Consider the following 14,877-nt stretch of genomic DNA (forward strand, 5'->3'; position numbering starts at 1 on the left):
AGGGCCGCCGGTGGGCGGTGGGGTTGGTGGGCGGTGGGGTTATTTGACGGCGCCGGAGGTCAGGCCGGACTGGATCTGGCGCTGGAAGATCGCGTACACGATGATCATCGGCAGGATCGCGATGGTGAGGGCGGCGAAGAGTCCGGACCAGTCGGCCTCGTAACCGGCGTTGACTGAAATGTCGGCGATGCCCTGGGTGAGCACCCACTTGTCCTTCGCGTTGGAGAGCAGCACCAACGGCAGCTGGTATTGCGCCCACTGGCCGATGACGTTGAAGATCGTGAGGCTGATCAGACCCGGCTTCGCCAGCGGCAGCATCACCTGGAAAAACAGCCGCGTGTGCGAACAACCGTCGATGATCCCCGCCTCGGCCACCGACGACGGCAGCGTCTTGAAGAACGCGGCCAGGAAGAAGATCGTGAACGGCAGCGAGTACGCGATGTAGACCAGCACCAACCCGGTGTGGGTGTTCAGCAGGCCGAGATTCTTCACCACGAAGAAGAGCGGCACCAGGGCCAGGAAGACCGGGAAGGCCAGACCGGAGACGAACAGGTAGTAGATCACCCGGTTGCCCCAGAACTTGTACCTGGCCAGCACGTACGCCGCCATCGAACCGAACAGCATGGTGCCGAACGTGCTGAAGCCGACGACGATCACGCTGTTCAGGAAGTACCTGCCGACGTTCGCCTTGGTCCAGGCCCGAGCGTAGTTCTCCCAGCGCAGTTCCGCGGGCAGGGTCCACGGGCTGCTGAAGATCTCGGTGGTGTTCTTGAACGAGGCCAGGAACGTCCAGAGGATCGGCACGATCACGATCACCGCCCAGACGGCGAGCGCCACGTGACCGAGACCGGCGAGCAGTCGTACCTCGGAAGGTCGGCCCTTCCCGCGCCGCCCGGCGCCGTTCCGGGTCCCGGTCTGGGGCAGCGCCGCCGGTGTCGGCGGCAGCGTCGACTGCGGGTTCATCAGTACTCCACGCTTTCCCGCTTGCTGAGCCGCAGCGTCAGGGCCGCGAACGTGATGGTCAGGAAGAACAACGCCACGCCCATCGCCGAGGCGTAGCCGTACTTCGAGTAGACGAAGGCGTTGCGGTAGATCTCCATCGCCAGGACGGTGGTGGCGCCGTCCGGGCCGCCACTGTCCACCGAGAGCACCGCCACGATGGCGAACGCGTCGAACGCGGCGATCCCGAGGTAGACCCAGGCGACCTGGAGGGTGTCCCAGAGCAGCGGCAGGGTGACCCGGAAGAAGAGCGTGACCCGGGTCGCGCCGTCCATCTCGGCGGCCTCGTAGATCTCGGCCGGGATGGACGCCATCCCGGCGGAGAAGAGCACCACGTAGAAGCCGACCGCCTGCCAGACCAGCACCGCGAGGATCGACCAGAGCGCCAGGTTCGGCTTGATGAGGAACAGCACCGGATCGAAGCCGAGCTTCATCAGCACGCCGTTGATCAGGCCGGACTCGTTGGGCCGGTACACCATCTGGAACAGCACCGCGATGATCGCCACGGCCAGGACCTGGGGGAAGAAGAACACCACGCGGTAGAACTTCGACCCCCAGACCCCCTGGCGTTGGCCGCCGCTGCTCCGCCCGCCCACGTTGAGCAGGAAGGCGAAGAACAGCGCGATGGCAATGGTGATCAGCGGCAGGGCAAGGAGCAGTACGCCGTGGTGCTGGACCGCCTTCCAGAAGTTGCCGTCGTCCAGCAGCCTCCGGTAGTTGTCGAAGCCCACCCACTGTGGAGCCGACAGGCCCCGCCAGTTGGTCATCGAGATCTGGAACGCCTGCGCGTACGGCGCGATGACGAAAACGACGTACAGCGTGACCGGGACGAACAGGAACCCGATCACGAACGGATACTTGCCGTGCCGCATGACCCCTACGCTCCGATCAGCGCTTGAACTTGGTGACGGAGGTGTCCTTCTTGATCGCGTCGGCGCGCTTCTGGATCCGCTCCGCGAACGCGTCCGCCTTGATCCGGCCGAACATCAGCTCGTTGGTGGCGGTCCGCGCCTCCGTGTCGAGCTCCTTGTACCAGTTGTCGAACATCATGTTGAACACGTTCGCGCCGGCCGCCTTGAGCGCGGCCTGAGAGCTGGCCACGCCGGGCGGGAACTCGTACCCCTCGCTGCCGGCCGGCACCACGGTGGCCGCGCCGACGGTCTCGGTGAAGCCCCGCGCGCCCGCCTTCGAGAGCATCTGCCGCATGTACTCCATCCCGCCGCGCGGGTTCTTGCTCTTGGCCGAGACGAAGTATCCCTCGCCACCGGCCGCCCGGATAGCGTTGGCCGGCAGCTTGTCCGACGCGGTGAGGCTGGGTACCGGCATCAGCTGGTAGTTGAAGCCGGGCGGCGTGTCCTTCTTCTGCTCGTTCTCCAGCCAGTCCCCGGACGGGTAGAAGGCGAGCTTGCCCTGGTTCTGCCGGAGCTGCACATCGGTGTGCTTGAGCCCCTCGAAGCTCTTGTCCGAGTACTTGGCGCCGATCTCGGCCCACGCCTCGGCGGCCTGCAGGACGGCCTCCTGCTTCCAGGCGCCGTCCTCCAGGTTGTCGATGTTCTTCAGCACGTCGGGGCCGCCGATCTTCGCGGCCTGGGTGAGGATCACGTTCCACTGGTAGTAGGCCGCGTTCGCTCCGGCGTACCCGTACGGCGTGATGCCCTTGGCCTTGATCTGCTCGCAGAGCGCCTTGAACTGCTCCCAGTTGGTGGGCGCGGTCCAGCCGTTGTCCTTGAAGAGCTTCCCGGAGTACCAGATGCCGTAGACCGTCGAGACGTAGTACAGGACGAAGGGCTTGCGCCCGCCGTCGGCGGTGGTGAACATGCCCTGCTCGACGACGCCCGGGATGACGGTGTCGCGCACCTTCTTGTTCGGGTCGTCGACCGACGGCGCGTCCCAGAGCTCGGTGAGGTCCTGCAACTGGCCGTCGTTGACGAGCGCGCCGAAGTCGAGGAACTTCTCGCCCGAGTTGTTGACGAACTCCGGCGGGTTGCCCCCGGCGAACCGCGGCTGGAGCACGGTGGAGACCGCCTGGGTCGCCTGGTGCTTGATCTCGGACTTGGGGAACGCCTTCTTGTACAGCGGCTCGTGCACGTCGGTGGCGTACTTCTCGCCGTAGCCGCCGTTGAAGATGATCACCTCGATCGGCGCGTCCTCCTTGATGCCGAGCGGGTTGGTGGCGCTCTTGGTGCCGCCGGAGACCTGCTCGGTCTCCCCGTCGCCGCCACTGGTGGCGCAGGCACCGAGCAGGCCGACGGCGGGGACGGCCAGGCCGACGGCGGCGGCGCGACGCAGCACTGTCCGGCGGCTCAGGTCCACCGGGTTCTCGGGGGTAACGGACATCGTCGTCTCTCCTTGTGGGATTCGAGTCAGGCGGTGCGCCGGAGACGCCCGGCGTACCGCGACTCGAGGGCGAGGTTGTGCTCGTCCCCGCCGGGGACGTTGGCGGAGAGGTAGATAGGGGGTACCTCTCCGGCCTGGTGGAACCGTCGTACGACCTCCGCGGTCAGCAGCTGCGCCAGCAGCGCGGTGGTGACCGAGGAGACCGCACAGACCGCGCCACCGCCATCGAGCGGCAGCAGTGCGTCGCCGTACGGTGCGCCGTTGTCCAGCACGACGTCGGCGAGGTCGGCGAGCCGCCGGCCGGACGGATGCCGGGGTACGGCTCGCACGGTGTGCTCTACCGAGGTGACCGCGATCAACGGATGACCGCGGTCGGTGACCAGCGTCGCGAGCTCGACGACCGAGCCGTTGATGCCGGACTGGGACGCCACCACGAACACGTCCCGCGGTTCGGGGGCCGCGAGCGCGTAGATCCGGTGGGCGATGGAGGGGTCGCGCTCCAGCTTCGGGTCGGCGAGCACGTCACGCGGGGCGTCGCCGTGCAGCACCAGGTCGTGCACCGAGAGCCGGTTGCTGGGGACCAGCCCGCCGGCCCGGGCCACGAGTTCGGCGGCGAACGCCTCGGAGTGGCCGGCGCCGAATGCCTGGAGCACTCCCCCGGCGCGCAGGCTGGCGGTGATCAGGTCGGCGGCCCGGCCGAGCCCGTCGGACTGGGTGTCGACGAGCCGGTCGAGCAGCGGGCGGACGGCGTTCGCGTACCCCTGGGCGCTGATCATGACGCGGCTCCCTTCGCGGCCTTGTGGCCGTCGACGGCCTGGGCGGTACGCCGGAAGGCCGCGTGGGCCCGGTCGTGGGTCCGCTGGGCCACCGCGATGTAGAGCAGGTCGAGCACGACCAGTTGCGGGTGCCGCGCGCTGAGCGCGTCCGGCCGGAACGTGGTCGCCTGGCTGGCGGTGACCAGGACGATGTCGGCCAGCTCGGCCAGCGGCGAGCGGGGAAAGCCGGTCAGCGCCACTGTGGTGGCGCCCCGGCTGCCCGCCTCGGCGAGCATCTCGATGGTCTCCCGGGTCTGCCCGGTGTGTGAGATGCCGAGCGCCACGTCGCCGGGGCGCAGCAGCGCGGCGCTGGCCAGGCCCTCGTGCACGTCGTTCCAGGCCCACGCCGCGACTCCGATGCGGTGCAGGCTGAACTGCATCTCCTCGCCGACCAGTGCGCTGCCGCTGGCACCGAAGATGTTCACGCGGGACGCACCGGCGATCGCCACCGCGGCCCGCTCCACCTCGGCGAGGTCGAGCAGCGCGGCGGTGTCGTGCATGGCGCGGGTGTCCGCGGCGATCACCTGGTCGAGCACCCGGGTGAGCGGGTCGCCGGGCTGGATCTCCCGTCCGATGTCGACGGTCCAGCCGGCGGACCGCGCCCGCCCGGTCTCCGCCGCGATGCCCAGCCGCAGGTCGGCATAGCCTTCGAAGCCCATGGCGCGGCAGAACCGGGTGACGGTGGCCGGCGAGGTGCCGCTGCGCTCGGCCAGTTCCACGATCGTGGAACGGGCAGCGCTCTCGGGGTCGCTCAGCACGTGTTCGGCGACCCGGCGCAGCGCCCCGGTCAACTCGTCGAGTCCGGTGCGGACCCGGGCGAGCACGCCATCGCTGGCGGCGGCGCGCGCGCCCCGTCGGTTGAACACGTCGGCGTCGACCACCGCGGTCCCCGCGGAGGTGTCCACCTCGTGATCAACCATGGGACGCCTTTCGAAAAGACTGTTAACTGATAGTGGTAAAAGTTCTTACTGCGGGCCCCTCTGTGTCAAGACCGTGGGCGAAGTTTTCAAACTGTTACCTGGTACGCGCTCCCGGACGATGTCCGGCGCTTGCCCCACATCCCCCGGACGACCAGCATGAATGCGACGTCGATCAAGAGGTGGGATGCGGATGTCCGGAACCGTCGTGGTGGGGCTCGACGTCGGAGGTACCTCCACCCGGGCCACCGCCCTCGGGCTGGACGGGCAACGCCTCGGCACCGGCCGGGCCGGCGGCGGCAACCCCACCAGCCATGGCGCCGAACGGGCCGCGGCCGAACTGCTGGCCGCGCTGCGCGGGGCGCTCGCGAACGTCGACCCGACCCGGGTGCGCGCCGGGGCGATCGGCCTGGCCGGGGCCGGCCGCCTGCTCGCCGATCCCGCCGGTCGGACGGCCTTCGACCGGGCCTGGCGCGACGCCGGGCTGCGCTGCCCGTACGCGGTGTACGGCGACGCGCTGGTCGCCTACGCCTCGGGCACCGCCGAACCGGACGGCACGGTGCTCATAGCCGGCACCGGCGCCATCGCCGCCGAGGTACGCGAACTGCGGCTGGACCGGGTCGCGGACGGACACGGCTGGCTGCTCGGCGACGCCGGCTCCGGGTTCTGGCTGGGCCGGGAGGCGGTCCGCCGGCTGCTGGCCGACCTGGACAGCGGTCACGCACCCGACGCGCTGGGTCGGCGACTGCTCACCGATCTGCTCGGCTCGGCCGAGGTGGCCCCCCGCGCCCGGGACACCGTCGACGCGCTCATCCAGGTGGTGACCCGCCGCCCGCCGGTGGAACTGGCCCGGCTGGCACCGGCCGTCGTCGCCGCCGCGGTGGCGGGCGAACCGGCGGCGACCGGGCTGATCGCCGACGCCGCGAACCACTTGACCAACAGCGTGAGCCGGATCCGGCCGGCCGACGCCGCCAGCCCGCTCGTGCTCGGTGGCGGGCTGCTGACCGGGGACACCCCGCTCGCCGCCGCCGTCCGGGCCGAGGCCGCGCGGCGTTGGCCGCGGGCACCACTGTGCACGGCCGGCGACGGGGCCGCCGCCGCGGCCTGGCTCGCCGCCCGGGACCTGCCCGAGGTGGCCGACCCGGCCGCGCTGCACGCCCTCCTGGTCGCCCCGACGCCCTGATCGCAAGCCCGGCGCAGGCCGGAGAGCGGATCGGATTCGGTCAACGTCGACCGGCTCCTGGCTGCGGCGTCACCGGCCGAGCCCGACGAGCGGGCCCGACGTCACTTGAGCTGACCGGCGGTGAGGCCGGACTGCACCTGACGCTGGAACAGCACGTAGACGACCAGCACCGGCAGGGTGGCGATGGTGAGACCAGCGAAGAGACCACTGTAATCACCCTGGTAACCCTGGCTGACCGCCAACGCGGTGAGCCCCTGCGCCAGCACCCACTTCGAGTCGTCGCCCTGCATGAGCACCTGGGGCAGAATGAACTGGTTCCACTGACTCAGGAAGTTGAAGATCGCGACGCTGATCATTCCCGGTCGCGCCATTGGCAGCATCACCCGGAAGAAGAGCCGGAAGTGACCGCACCCGTCGATCAGCGCCGCCTCCGCGACCGCGGTCGGCAGGGTCCGGAAGAACGCGGTCAGGAAGAAGACGGTGAACGGCAGCGAGTAGGCCGCGTACACCAGCACGAGACCCGTCCACGTGCCGAAGAGGCCGGCGTTGCGCACCACGAAGAAGAGGGGCACGAGAGCCAGGAAGACCGGGAACATCATCCCGCCGACGAACAGGTAGTAGGCGACCTGCCGGCCGCGGAACTCGTACCGGGCGAAGACGTACGCGGCTGCGGCGCCCATCAGCATGGTCAGGGTGAGCGAGCCGGCCACCACGATGGCGCTGTTCAGGAAGTAGCGGCCGATGTGCGCCTCGGTCCACGCCCGGGCCCAGTTGTCGAACCGCAACGCCCCGGGCAGCCCCCACGGGTCGGACAGGATCTCCCCGTCGCTCTTGAACGAGCTGACGAACATCCACAGCAGCGGCAGTACGGTCAGCAGGCCCCAGAGCAGCAGGAAGCCGTGTGAGAAGACATTGGCGGCGCCCGTCTCACGGCGCAGCCCACGCTTCCGCGGCACCCGCCGGTCGTCCGCGGCGGTGCCCTCGGACGCGGTCCTGTCGAGAATGGTCACGAGTACTCGATCCGATCACGCCGGGCGGCCCGCAGGGCCAGTACCGCCACCGACAGGGTCAGGAAGAACAGCACCACGCCGATCGCCGAGGCGTACCCGAACTTGCTCTCACTGCCGAACGCCGTCTCGTACATCCGCAGGCCGATGACGTCGGACGAGAAGTTCGGCCCGCCGTTGGTCATCTGCTGGATCAGGATGAACCCGTCCAGCGCCGCGATGGCCAGGTAGATCCAGGCGACCTGCACGGTGTCCCAGAGCAGCGGGATGGTGACCCGGCGCAGGGTGGTCCAGCGGGACGCGCCGTCGAGCAGCACCGCCTCGTAGATGTCGCGCGGGATGGCCGACATGGCCGCGCCGAAGAGCACCACGTAGAAGCCCACGTTGGCCCAGACCATCACCGCCAGTACGCACCAGAAGGCCGTCCGGGGATCACCGAGCCAGGTCGGCGCGGGCAGGCCGACGGCGCGGAGAGTGCCGTTGAGCAGGCCGCTGTTGGGGTGGTAGACCTCCTTCCACAGCAGGGCGATGATGACCACCGAGAGCACCTGCGGGAAGAAATAGACCATCCGGTAGACCGCCGTGCCCCGGACCCCGGCCACCCCGGCCCGGCCCTTGCGGCCGCCCATGTTGAGCATGGTGGCGAAGAAGAGGCCCAGCCCGATCGTCAGCACCGGCACCACGGCGAGCAGCAGCGCGTTGTTCTTGAGCGCGTTCCACACCCGCCCGTCGTGCAGCAGCGTCTCGAAGTTGGCCAGCCCGACCGGGTCGGCCTCGGCCGAGTAGCCGAGCCAGTCGGTCGTCGAGATCTGGAAGGCCTGCAGGTACGGCGAGACGACGAAGACGAGGTACAGCAGCAGCGGCGGCACCAGGAACGTCAGGATCAGCGGGTACTTGCCATGTCTCACGAGTTGGACCTACTCCCGGAAGCGGTGACCGGTGGGGACCGGGCGTCCCCACCGGCCGGACGTCACGCGGTCCGCTTGTACTTCTTGATCGAGCTGTCCTGGGCGATCGAGTCGGCGCCCCGCTGGCACTGGTCGAGGAACTCCGCCGGACCGATCCGGCCGCTGAAGAACTCGCCGCACGCCGCGTCGACGAGTTCCCGCTCCAGCTTCCGGTAGTAGTTGTTGTAGACCCAGTTGAATCCGTTGCTGCCGGAGGCGTCGAGCGCCTTGACCACCGTGCTGAGGCCGAACGGCAGCTCGACGCCGTCGGTGGACCCGGCAACGATGGTGAGGCTGGAGACCTTACGCGTGAAGTCCTGCGCCCCCTTGAGCGAGAGCATGGTGCGGAAGTACTCCAGGCCGCCGGCCAGGTTCTTGGCCTTGGCCGGCACCATGAACGGCTCGCCGGCGGTGCCGCGGATCGCCTCGTACGGCAGCTTGTCGCCACTGCCCAGGCTCGGCGTCGGCTGGATGATCATGTTGAAGCCCTCGGGAGTGACCTTCTTCTGCTCGCTCTCCAGCCACGAGCCGCAGGAGATGAAGGCGGCCTTGCCCTGACACCACGCGGTCTGCGACTGCACGTGGTCCAGGCCCGGCGAGCCGTCCAGGATGAACTTGTCCTTGACGATCTGGTGCCAGGCGTCGGCCGCCGTCTTCATGGCGTCGGACTTCCAGGCGTTCGGCTCCAGGTTGTCGATCGCCATGGCGACGGACGGGCCGCCGAGCTTCACCGCGGTGGCGATCAGCGGCCAGCTCATGTAGCGGGGGTGCTTACCGGCGTACGTCCAGGGCGCGATGCCCGCGGCCTTGATCTGCCGGCAGAGCGCGATGTGCTCATCCCAGGTCTTCGCGTACTGCCAGCCTCGGTCGCCGAAGAGCTTGGCGGAGTGCCAGATGCCGTACGCGGTGTAGGTGTAGTTCAACACCAGGAACTTGCCGTCGTACGACCCGACCTCGACCGCGCCGGGCAGCAGGGTTTCCTTGACCGTCTTGCCGGGGATGTCGAGGCTCGGCGCGTTGAGCAACTCCCCCAGGTCGGCGATGGCGTTCTGGGAGACCAGGCCGTTGAAGTCGATCTGACCGGCGCCGGAGTTGTTCACCACGTCCGGCGGGGTGCCGTCGACGAAACGCGGCTGGAGGGTCTTGTTGATCTCCTGCGTCGACGAGTGGTTGATCTCCGCCTTCGGGTACTTCTCCTTGTACATGGCCTCGTGGGCCTTGGCGTACTCCTCACCGAACCCACCGTTGAAGATCACGACCTCGAGCGGGGCGTCTTCCTTGACGCCGAGCGGGTTCTGCTCACTCTTCGTGCCCTTGTACGTCTCCGCGTCGCGGTCGCCGCCACCGCCACCGGTGGCGCAGCCGGCGAGCAGACCGGCGGCGGGAGTGGCCAGCAGGCCGGCGGCGGCGGTCCGCCGCAGGATGTCACGCCTGTTCATGCTCTCTCCTCGGTTCGGGCCGGGCAGCCGTCGATCAGTGGGGGTGGGCGGCCGCCGTACGAGGCGCGGGGGGAACTGTTGATTGTCTTCATTCCACAAATTGCTGCTGAAGAATTTCTACGACAGCCGGGGTGCGGACCGCAATACCTGCGCATCGAACCGTTATCCAGGCGCACGTCGGCGAGCGTCGTCACCACCGGGCACCAGAGCACCCGGGGCGACGACGCCCGCCGGATCCCCCACCCGCGCTCACTCCCGGGACCGGCCCGCCCTCCTGCGCCGCAGCAGCACCACGGCGATGACGACGGCCGCGACCACACCGGGACCGCAGTGGACCAGCAGCACTCCGGCCCTGCTCCCGGCCGCAGGCCCGCACATCGGACCGCGGGTTGACTCGCAGCGTCGTACGACAGAGCTAGGCCTCCGGCCGGAACACCTGACCGGCACGGTCCGCGCCCTCTGACCCCGGCGGCGGTGTGCCCGCCGGTACGATCCGACCGTGCCCGAGCCGCCCGATCCGCCGCAGCCCGGGCCCGCCGGCCCCGCCGGGCCCATCCCGGTCACCGGTGGGACGGTGCCGCTACCGCTGACGGGCGGAACGGTGTCGGGGGACCCCGGCGTACTCGTCGGCGGTATCGCCGCGTGGATCGACTCCGCACCGCTGCGTGGGCTCGTCGAACGGTTCCGGGGCCGCTGGCCGACCGGCGACCTCGCCGCTCTCCTCGCCGGGCTGGACGACTTCTCCGCGGCGCACTGGGACTTCCGGGGTGGCCGGGAGCGGCCCGACGCACGCGAGCCGGCCCTCGACCCGTCGACCACACGGCTCGTGTCGGACGCGGCGACCGCACTCGGCCTGGTCCGAGCCGCCCCGCCCGCCCTGCCCCGGTACGCCCACCTGCTCGTACTCGGCGGTCTGGCGCACGCCTGCCTCCGGCGAGTGGCGTACGCGGCGCACCTGCTGCGACACGGTGTCCGGGTGGCCGGCGAGGTGGCGGTGCTGGGCAGCTTCCGGCCACTGTCCGCAGCGGAGCGAAGCGTCCTCGCCGATGCCGGGGTGACCGGTGCCGACACCGAGGTCGACGCGCTCGACGCAGCGGTGCAACTCGCGTTCGGCGTGACCCGGCCCGCCCAAGAGGACGGCGTGGACGCGGGGCATCCGCACCGATCCTGGTCGTCGCGAACGTACCGCCCGACCGGTTCCCCACCGGTGCGGGTGCTGGCCGCCCCGTCCAGCGAACCGCAGCACCGCCGCGCCCACACCGCCGACACCCAACGCTTCTGGGCCGGGCACGCCCGACTCTCCCCCGGCGACCAGGTGCTGCTGGTGACCCATCCGATCTACGTGCCGTTCCAGCACTGCGACGCGCTGCGCACCCTCGCGGTGCCGTACGGCAGCGGGATCGACACGATCGGCGTCGACCCCACGATGCCCGACCCGGTCCGGCTGCCCGAGCCCACGCTCACGCCCGGGCGCTACCTCCAGGAGATCCGCTCGGCCATCCGCTCGATGCGTTCCCTGCACACCGCCCTCTAGCGGCCCGAGGATCCGCACTCCGCCCGCGAGCCGGGGCAGACACCCAGGTCGGTGGCCGGATTGCGCGTCCGGCCTACGGTGGACGGCCCTCGGAGCTGGCCAGGTGGCGCGGATGCAGATCATCGAGCACAGCATCATCGGTACTCGCTCGGCGGTGGTGCGCCTCCGGCGCCCCGGCAGCGAGTTGCAGTTCGTACTCTTTCCCATGCTGCACGTGGCGAGCCCGCAGTTCTACGCGGCGGTGACCGAGCGGCTGCGGCGGTGTGACGTGCTCGTCGTCGAGGGCGTCAGCGGACGCTCGGTCCTCGGCTGGGCGGTCACGCTGACATACCGGGTCATGCCCGCCAACAAGCGCTCCGGGCTGGTGGTCGACAACATCCCGTACCGGTCGCTCGGCGTCGAGCTGATCAACCCGGACGTGACGGCCGCGGAGTTCGCCCAGGACTGGCGGGCCATGCCGCTGCGCTACCGGATCCTGCTGTGGTGTGCCGTTCCGTTCGTGGCAGCCGCCCAGTTCCTCGGCGGACGCAAGACGCTGCTCTCACCGGAAGTAGAGGTGAACGACCTGCCGAGCGCCCGGGACGAGCTGTACGCCGACGACGAGTTCACCGAGCACATGGAGCGCACGCTCGGCGGCACCCGGGACGAGCGGCTGCTCGCCGCCCTCTCCGAACTTATCCGTACGCGCGCCGCGGAGCCGATCGACGTGGCCATCGTCTACGGTGCCGGACACGCGCCGGCGATCCTCCGTGGACTCCTCGACCGGCACGGCTACCGCCCGCGGACGGGCGAGTGGCTCACCGTGCTGGAGGCGTGACCGAGCGGCTCGGCGGTCACCGTACGGTGCCGCGCACCGTCACTGCGCGCTGTCGCGTACCGCCTCGGCGAAGACCTCGGAGCGGTGCTCGAAGTTGCGGAACCGGCCGTAGCTCGGCGCGGCGGGCGAGAGCAGCACCACACCGCCGACGGGGGTCAGCTCCCGGGCGAGCCGGACCGCGTCCACCAGATCGTCGACCGTCTCGGTCCGGACCTTCGGCAGTCCGGCGAGCGCCTCGACGATCCGAGGGCCGCTGTCCGGGATTCCGATGACGGTGATCTCGCGCTCGGCCAGGTGCTCCCGCAGCGGGCCGTAGTCCAGCCCCCGGTCGGTGCCTCCGACGATCACGGTGAGCGGCCGTCCCTCGTACGCGTCGATGGCGTGCATGGCGGCGTACGGGCTGGTGGCGAGGGTGTCGTCGACGAAGGTGAGCCCGGACGGGTCGACGATCTCGGTGAGCCGGTGGGCCAGCCCCTGGAACCCGGCGACCGCCACGGCGAGCGTGTCCTTGCGGGCGACGACGTCCACTCCCAGCGCGTCGAGCACGGCGAGCGCGACGCAGAGGTTGCCCTCGTTGTGTCGTCCTACCAGTGGCAGCACGGCTCGGGCGAAGAGCGGCTGGTCGCGGAGGTGGAACCAGGGCGCGCCATCGGGGCCGGTGGCCACGTGCACGGTGTCGGGCAGGCCGGCCCGCACGGCCGCCCGGTCGCCCAGTTCGAGCGCGAGCCGCGGGTCGTTGCCGTTGACCACCACGGTCCGCGGCCCGTACGCGAGCAGGTTGAGCTTGTCCCGGTAGTACTCGGCCTCGCCGCCGTGGGCGTCGAGGTGCTCGGGGAAGAGCGCGGTGACCACCGCGACCCGAGGCGAGTCCGTCAGGTCGCTGCACTGGTAGCTCGAGAGTTCCAGCACGTACAGGTCGGCCTCGGGCAGGTCCAACGTGGGCACGCCGATGTTGCCACCGAAGACGTTCGGCCGGTCCACCGCGTTCAGCAGGTGGCTGATCAGGCTCGACGTGGTGCTCTTGCCCTTGCTGCCGGTGACCCCGACGGTCCGGTCGGCGTGGTCGGCCATCCAGAGCGCGGTGCCCTGGGTGATGGTGACGCCCTGGCGGCGCAACTCGACCAGCCACGGGTGGGTCTGCGGCACGCCCGGCGAGCGGACCACCACATCGGCGGCGGCGAGCCGGGCGAAAGCCTCCTCGCCGGTGACGAGCGGGGCGGCCTCGGCCAGTGGCCCGTCCCACGGCAACGAGAGGAAGTTCGCGCTGTCGTCGACGGCGACCAGCTCGGCTGGGCCGTGTGCGGCGATCGCGGTCACCGCCGCCCGGCCCTCCCGGCCGGTCCCCCAGACGGCGACGGAACGTCCGCGCAGGTCAGACAGGCGCACAGGTGATCTCCTCCGGGTTTCGGCGGTACCGGACGGGCCGGGTGTCGCGGTGCGGGTCCGGCACAGCCGGGCACGGCCGGACGAACCAGGGCCTAGTATGGCGTGTGCGCTACGAGCAACTGCGGCGGATGGACGCCTTCGGATTCCCGTCCTACTCGATCGACCTCTCCACCGGTGAGGCGTTGTTCGACTACGCTCTGACAGGTCCCGCCGGTGAGCAGCGGTTCACCGAGGTGATCACGCTTCCGCTCCCGGAGACGCCGCCATCCGACGAGGCGGTCGCTGCCCTCGGTCGGGTGCTCGAGCTGCTGCACGTCGTCGCCGGAGTCAGCTACTACAAGACCGCCGCGCCCGGCCGGCTGGTGCTACCGGCTCCGCTCGGGCCGGCCGCCGCCGAGCTGGTCACGGCCATCTACACCAAGGGCCTCGGGGAGTACGCGTACCGCAACCAGCTGCCGCATGTGCTCCAGCTCACGCCGGAGATCCCGGACGGCTCCGTCAAGCCCCTGGCGCCACTGGACAACTCCGACCGGCGGCCGCTGTCGGCGGTCGGCGGCGGCAAGGACTCGATCGTCAGCCTGGAGGCGCTGCGCCGGGCCGGCTTCGACCCGGTGCCGTTCTCGGTCAACCCGAACCACGTGATCGTCTCGGTGAACGAGGCGTCGGGGCTCAAGCCGCTGGCCGCCCGCCGCCGGATCGACCCGGTGCTCTTCGACCTGAACGCCGCCGGTGCCCGCAACGGACACATCCCGGTCACCGCGATCAACTCGTTGATCGCGGTCGCGACGTCGGTGCTGCACGGGCTGGGGCCGGTGGTGATGTCCAACGAGCGCTCCGCGTCCGACCCGAACCTGATCTGGAACGGCCACGAGATCAACCACCAGTGGTCCAAGGGGGTCGAGGCCGAGGGGCTGCTGCGGGCCGCGCTCACCGAGCACGCCGGGCTCGCCGAGCCCTACTTCTCCCTGCTACGGCCCCTGTCTGAGCTGCACATCGCCCGGCTCTTCGCTGGGATCGACCGCTACGACGACGTGGTGACCAGCTGCAACGCGGCGTTCAAGCTGCGTGACCCGAGCGACCGTTGGTGCCGGGACTGCCCGAAGTGCCGGTTCGTCTTCCTGGCGCTCGCCCCGTTCATGCCCCGGCAGCGGATCACCCACATCTTCGGCGGTGACCTGCTCGCCGACGAGGCGCAGATCCCCGGCTACCGGGAGCTGCTCGGGGTGGACGGGCACAAGCCGTTCGAGTGCGTCGGCGAGGTGGAGGAGTCGGTGGTGGCGCTGGGCCTGCTCGCCGAGCAGGAGCAGTGGCGCGAAGCCCCGGTCGTACGCGCCCTGGTGGACGCCGTACCCGACACGGCCTGGTCGGTGGTCGCCACCTCGGACGTCTTCACCCCCGGCGGCGGCCCCAACCACGTCCCCCCCGCCTACGCAAAAGCCCTAACCACCCTCTCCTGACCCTCACCCCACCCGCCCGACCCACCCGGCGTCACCCAG

General features: G+C 70.2%; 13 protein-coding genes. 4 read left to right on the plus strand and 9 right to left on the minus strand.

Annotated features, from left to right (window positions below; translation table 11 throughout):
• Window positions 1-39: 39 nt before the first annotated feature.
• Genes BXA10_RS03460 through BXA10_RS03480 form a run of 5 tightly spaced genes read right to left on the minus strand, consistent with a single transcriptional unit; the run spans window position 40 to window position 5,071 of the window.
• Window positions 40-963, minus strand: coding sequence for a carbohydrate ABC transporter permease (locus BXA10_RS03460; RefSeq protein WP_076467472.1), 924 nt, complete (start codon window positions 961-963; stop codon window positions 40-42).
• Window positions 963-1,871 (minus strand): carbohydrate ABC transporter permease, encoded by a 909-nt coding sequence (locus BXA10_RS03465; protein ID WP_076467473.1) that lies wholly within the window; start codon window positions 1,869-1,871, stop codon window positions 963-965. Before BXA10_RS03465 ends, BXA10_RS03460 begins: the two co-directional genes overlap by 1 nt.
• A gap of 16 nt (window positions 1,872-1,887) precedes the next feature.
• Complete coding sequence (gene ngcE, locus BXA10_RS03470; protein ID WP_076467474.1) at window positions 1,888-3,336, minus strand: N-acetylglucosamine/diacetylchitobiose ABC transporter substrate-binding protein; 1,449 nt, start codon at window positions 3,334-3,336, stop codon at window positions 1,888-1,890.
• 26 nt (window positions 3,337-3,362) lie between these two features.
• Window positions 3,363-4,112, minus strand: a complete 750-nt coding sequence (locus BXA10_RS03475) for a sugar isomerase domain-containing protein (RefSeq protein ID WP_076467476.1) — start codon at window positions 4,110-4,112, stop codon at window positions 3,363-3,365.
• Window positions 4,109-5,071, minus strand: coding sequence for a MurR/RpiR family transcriptional regulator (locus BXA10_RS03480; RefSeq protein WP_076467478.1), 963 nt, complete (start codon window positions 5,069-5,071; stop codon window positions 4,109-4,111). The genes BXA10_RS03475 and BXA10_RS03480 overlap by 4 nt, the downstream gene beginning before the upstream one ends.
• A gap of 190 nt (window positions 5,072-5,261) precedes the next feature.
• On the opposite strand from BXA10_RS03480, the gene BXA10_RS03485 reads away from it, so the two are divergent.
• Window positions 5,262-6,251 (plus strand): N-acetylglucosamine kinase, encoded by a 990-nt coding sequence (locus BXA10_RS03485; protein WP_076468223.1) that lies wholly within the window; start codon window positions 5,262-5,264, stop codon window positions 6,249-6,251.
• A 101-nt stretch (window positions 6,252-6,352) separates the two neighbouring features.
• On the opposite strand, the gene BXA10_RS03490 is transcribed toward BXA10_RS03485, so the two are convergent.
• From BXA10_RS03490 to ngcE (BXA10_RS03500), 3 genes are all read right to left on the minus strand, one after another.
• Window positions 6,353-7,261, minus strand: coding sequence for a carbohydrate ABC transporter permease (locus BXA10_RS03490; RefSeq protein WP_084752185.1), 909 nt, complete (start codon window positions 7,259-7,261; stop codon window positions 6,353-6,355).
• Window positions 7,258-8,166 (minus strand): carbohydrate ABC transporter permease, encoded by a 909-nt coding sequence (locus tag BXA10_RS03495; protein WP_076467480.1) that lies wholly within the window; start codon window positions 8,164-8,166, stop codon window positions 7,258-7,260. Before BXA10_RS03495 ends, BXA10_RS03490 begins: the two co-directional genes overlap by 4 nt.
• Before the next feature lie 62 nt (window positions 8,167-8,228).
• On the minus strand, window positions 8,229-9,644 hold the full coding sequence (gene ngcE, locus BXA10_RS03500; protein ID WP_076467482.1) for an N-acetylglucosamine/diacetylchitobiose ABC transporter substrate-binding protein: 1,416 nt from the start codon (window positions 9,642-9,644) through the stop codon (window positions 8,229-8,231).
• 499 nt (window positions 9,645-10,143) lie between these two features.
• Here ngcE (BXA10_RS03500) and BXA10_RS03505 point away from each other — a divergent pair, with 499 nt between their 5' ends.
• The gene (locus BXA10_RS03505) at window positions 10,144-11,178 is read left to right on the plus strand and encodes a hypothetical protein (protein WP_245828118.1); all 1,035 of its coding nucleotides are present in this window, start codon (window positions 10,144-10,146) and stop codon (window positions 11,176-11,178) included.
• A 112-nt stretch (window positions 11,179-11,290) separates the two neighbouring features.
• Window positions 11,291-11,995 (plus strand): hypothetical protein, encoded by a 705-nt coding sequence (locus BXA10_RS03510; protein ID WP_076467483.1) that lies wholly within the window; start codon window positions 11,291-11,293, stop codon window positions 11,993-11,995.
• A 39-nt stretch (window positions 11,996-12,034) separates the two neighbouring features.
• On the opposite strand, the gene murD is transcribed toward BXA10_RS03510, so the two are convergent.
• Entirely contained in the window at window positions 12,035-13,381 is a 1,347-nt protein-coding gene (gene murD / locus BXA10_RS03515; RefSeq protein ID WP_076467485.1) for a UDP-N-acetylmuramoyl-L-alanine--D-glutamate ligase, read from the minus strand.
• A 104-nt stretch (window positions 13,382-13,485) separates the two neighbouring features.
• On the opposite strand from murD, the gene BXA10_RS03520 reads away from it, so the two are divergent.
• Entirely contained in the window at window positions 13,486-14,838 is a 1,353-nt protein-coding gene (locus tag BXA10_RS03520; protein WP_139337877.1) for a MurL-like N-terminal domain-containing, read from the plus strand.
• Window positions 14,839-14,877 lie beyond the last annotated feature (39 nt).

The sequence above is a fragment of the Micromonospora avicenniae genome (assembly GCF_900156065.1).
Classification (GTDB): domain Bacteria; phylum Actinomycetota; class Actinomycetes; order Mycobacteriales; family Micromonosporaceae; genus Micromonospora; species Micromonospora avicenniae.

Bases quoted from the DNA above. Each gene is read 5' to 3' on its own strand.
- BXA10_RS03460 (WP_076467472.1), bottom strand. From the start codon at position 963: ATGAACCCGCAGTCGACGCTGCCGCCGACACCGGCGGCGCTGCCCCAG.
- BXA10_RS03465 (WP_076467473.1), bottom strand. From the start codon at position 1,871: ATGCGGCACGGCAAGTATCCGTTCGTGATCGGGTTCCTGTTCGTCCCG.
- ngcE (WP_076467474.1), bottom strand. From the start codon at position 3,336: ATGTCCGTTACCCCCGAGAACCCGGTGGACCTGAGCCGCCGGACAGTG.
- BXA10_RS03475 (WP_076467476.1), bottom strand. From the start codon at position 4,112: ATGATCAGCGCCCAGGGGTACGCGAACGCCGTCCGCCCGCTGCTCGAC.
- BXA10_RS03480 (WP_076467478.1), bottom strand. From the start codon at position 5,071: ATGGTTGATCACGAGGTGGACACCTCCGCGGGGACCGCGGTGGTCGAC.
- BXA10_RS03485 (WP_076468223.1), top strand. From the start codon at position 5,262: ATGTCCGGAACCGTCGTGGTGGGGCTCGACGTCGGAGGTACCTCCACC.
- ngcE (WP_076467482.1), bottom strand. From the start codon at position 9,644: ATGAACAGGCGTGACATCCTGCGGCGGACCGCCGCCGCCGGCCTGCTG.
- BXA10_RS03510 (WP_076467483.1), top strand. From the start codon at position 11,291: ATGCAGATCATCGAGCACAGCATCATCGGTACTCGCTCGGCGGTGGTG.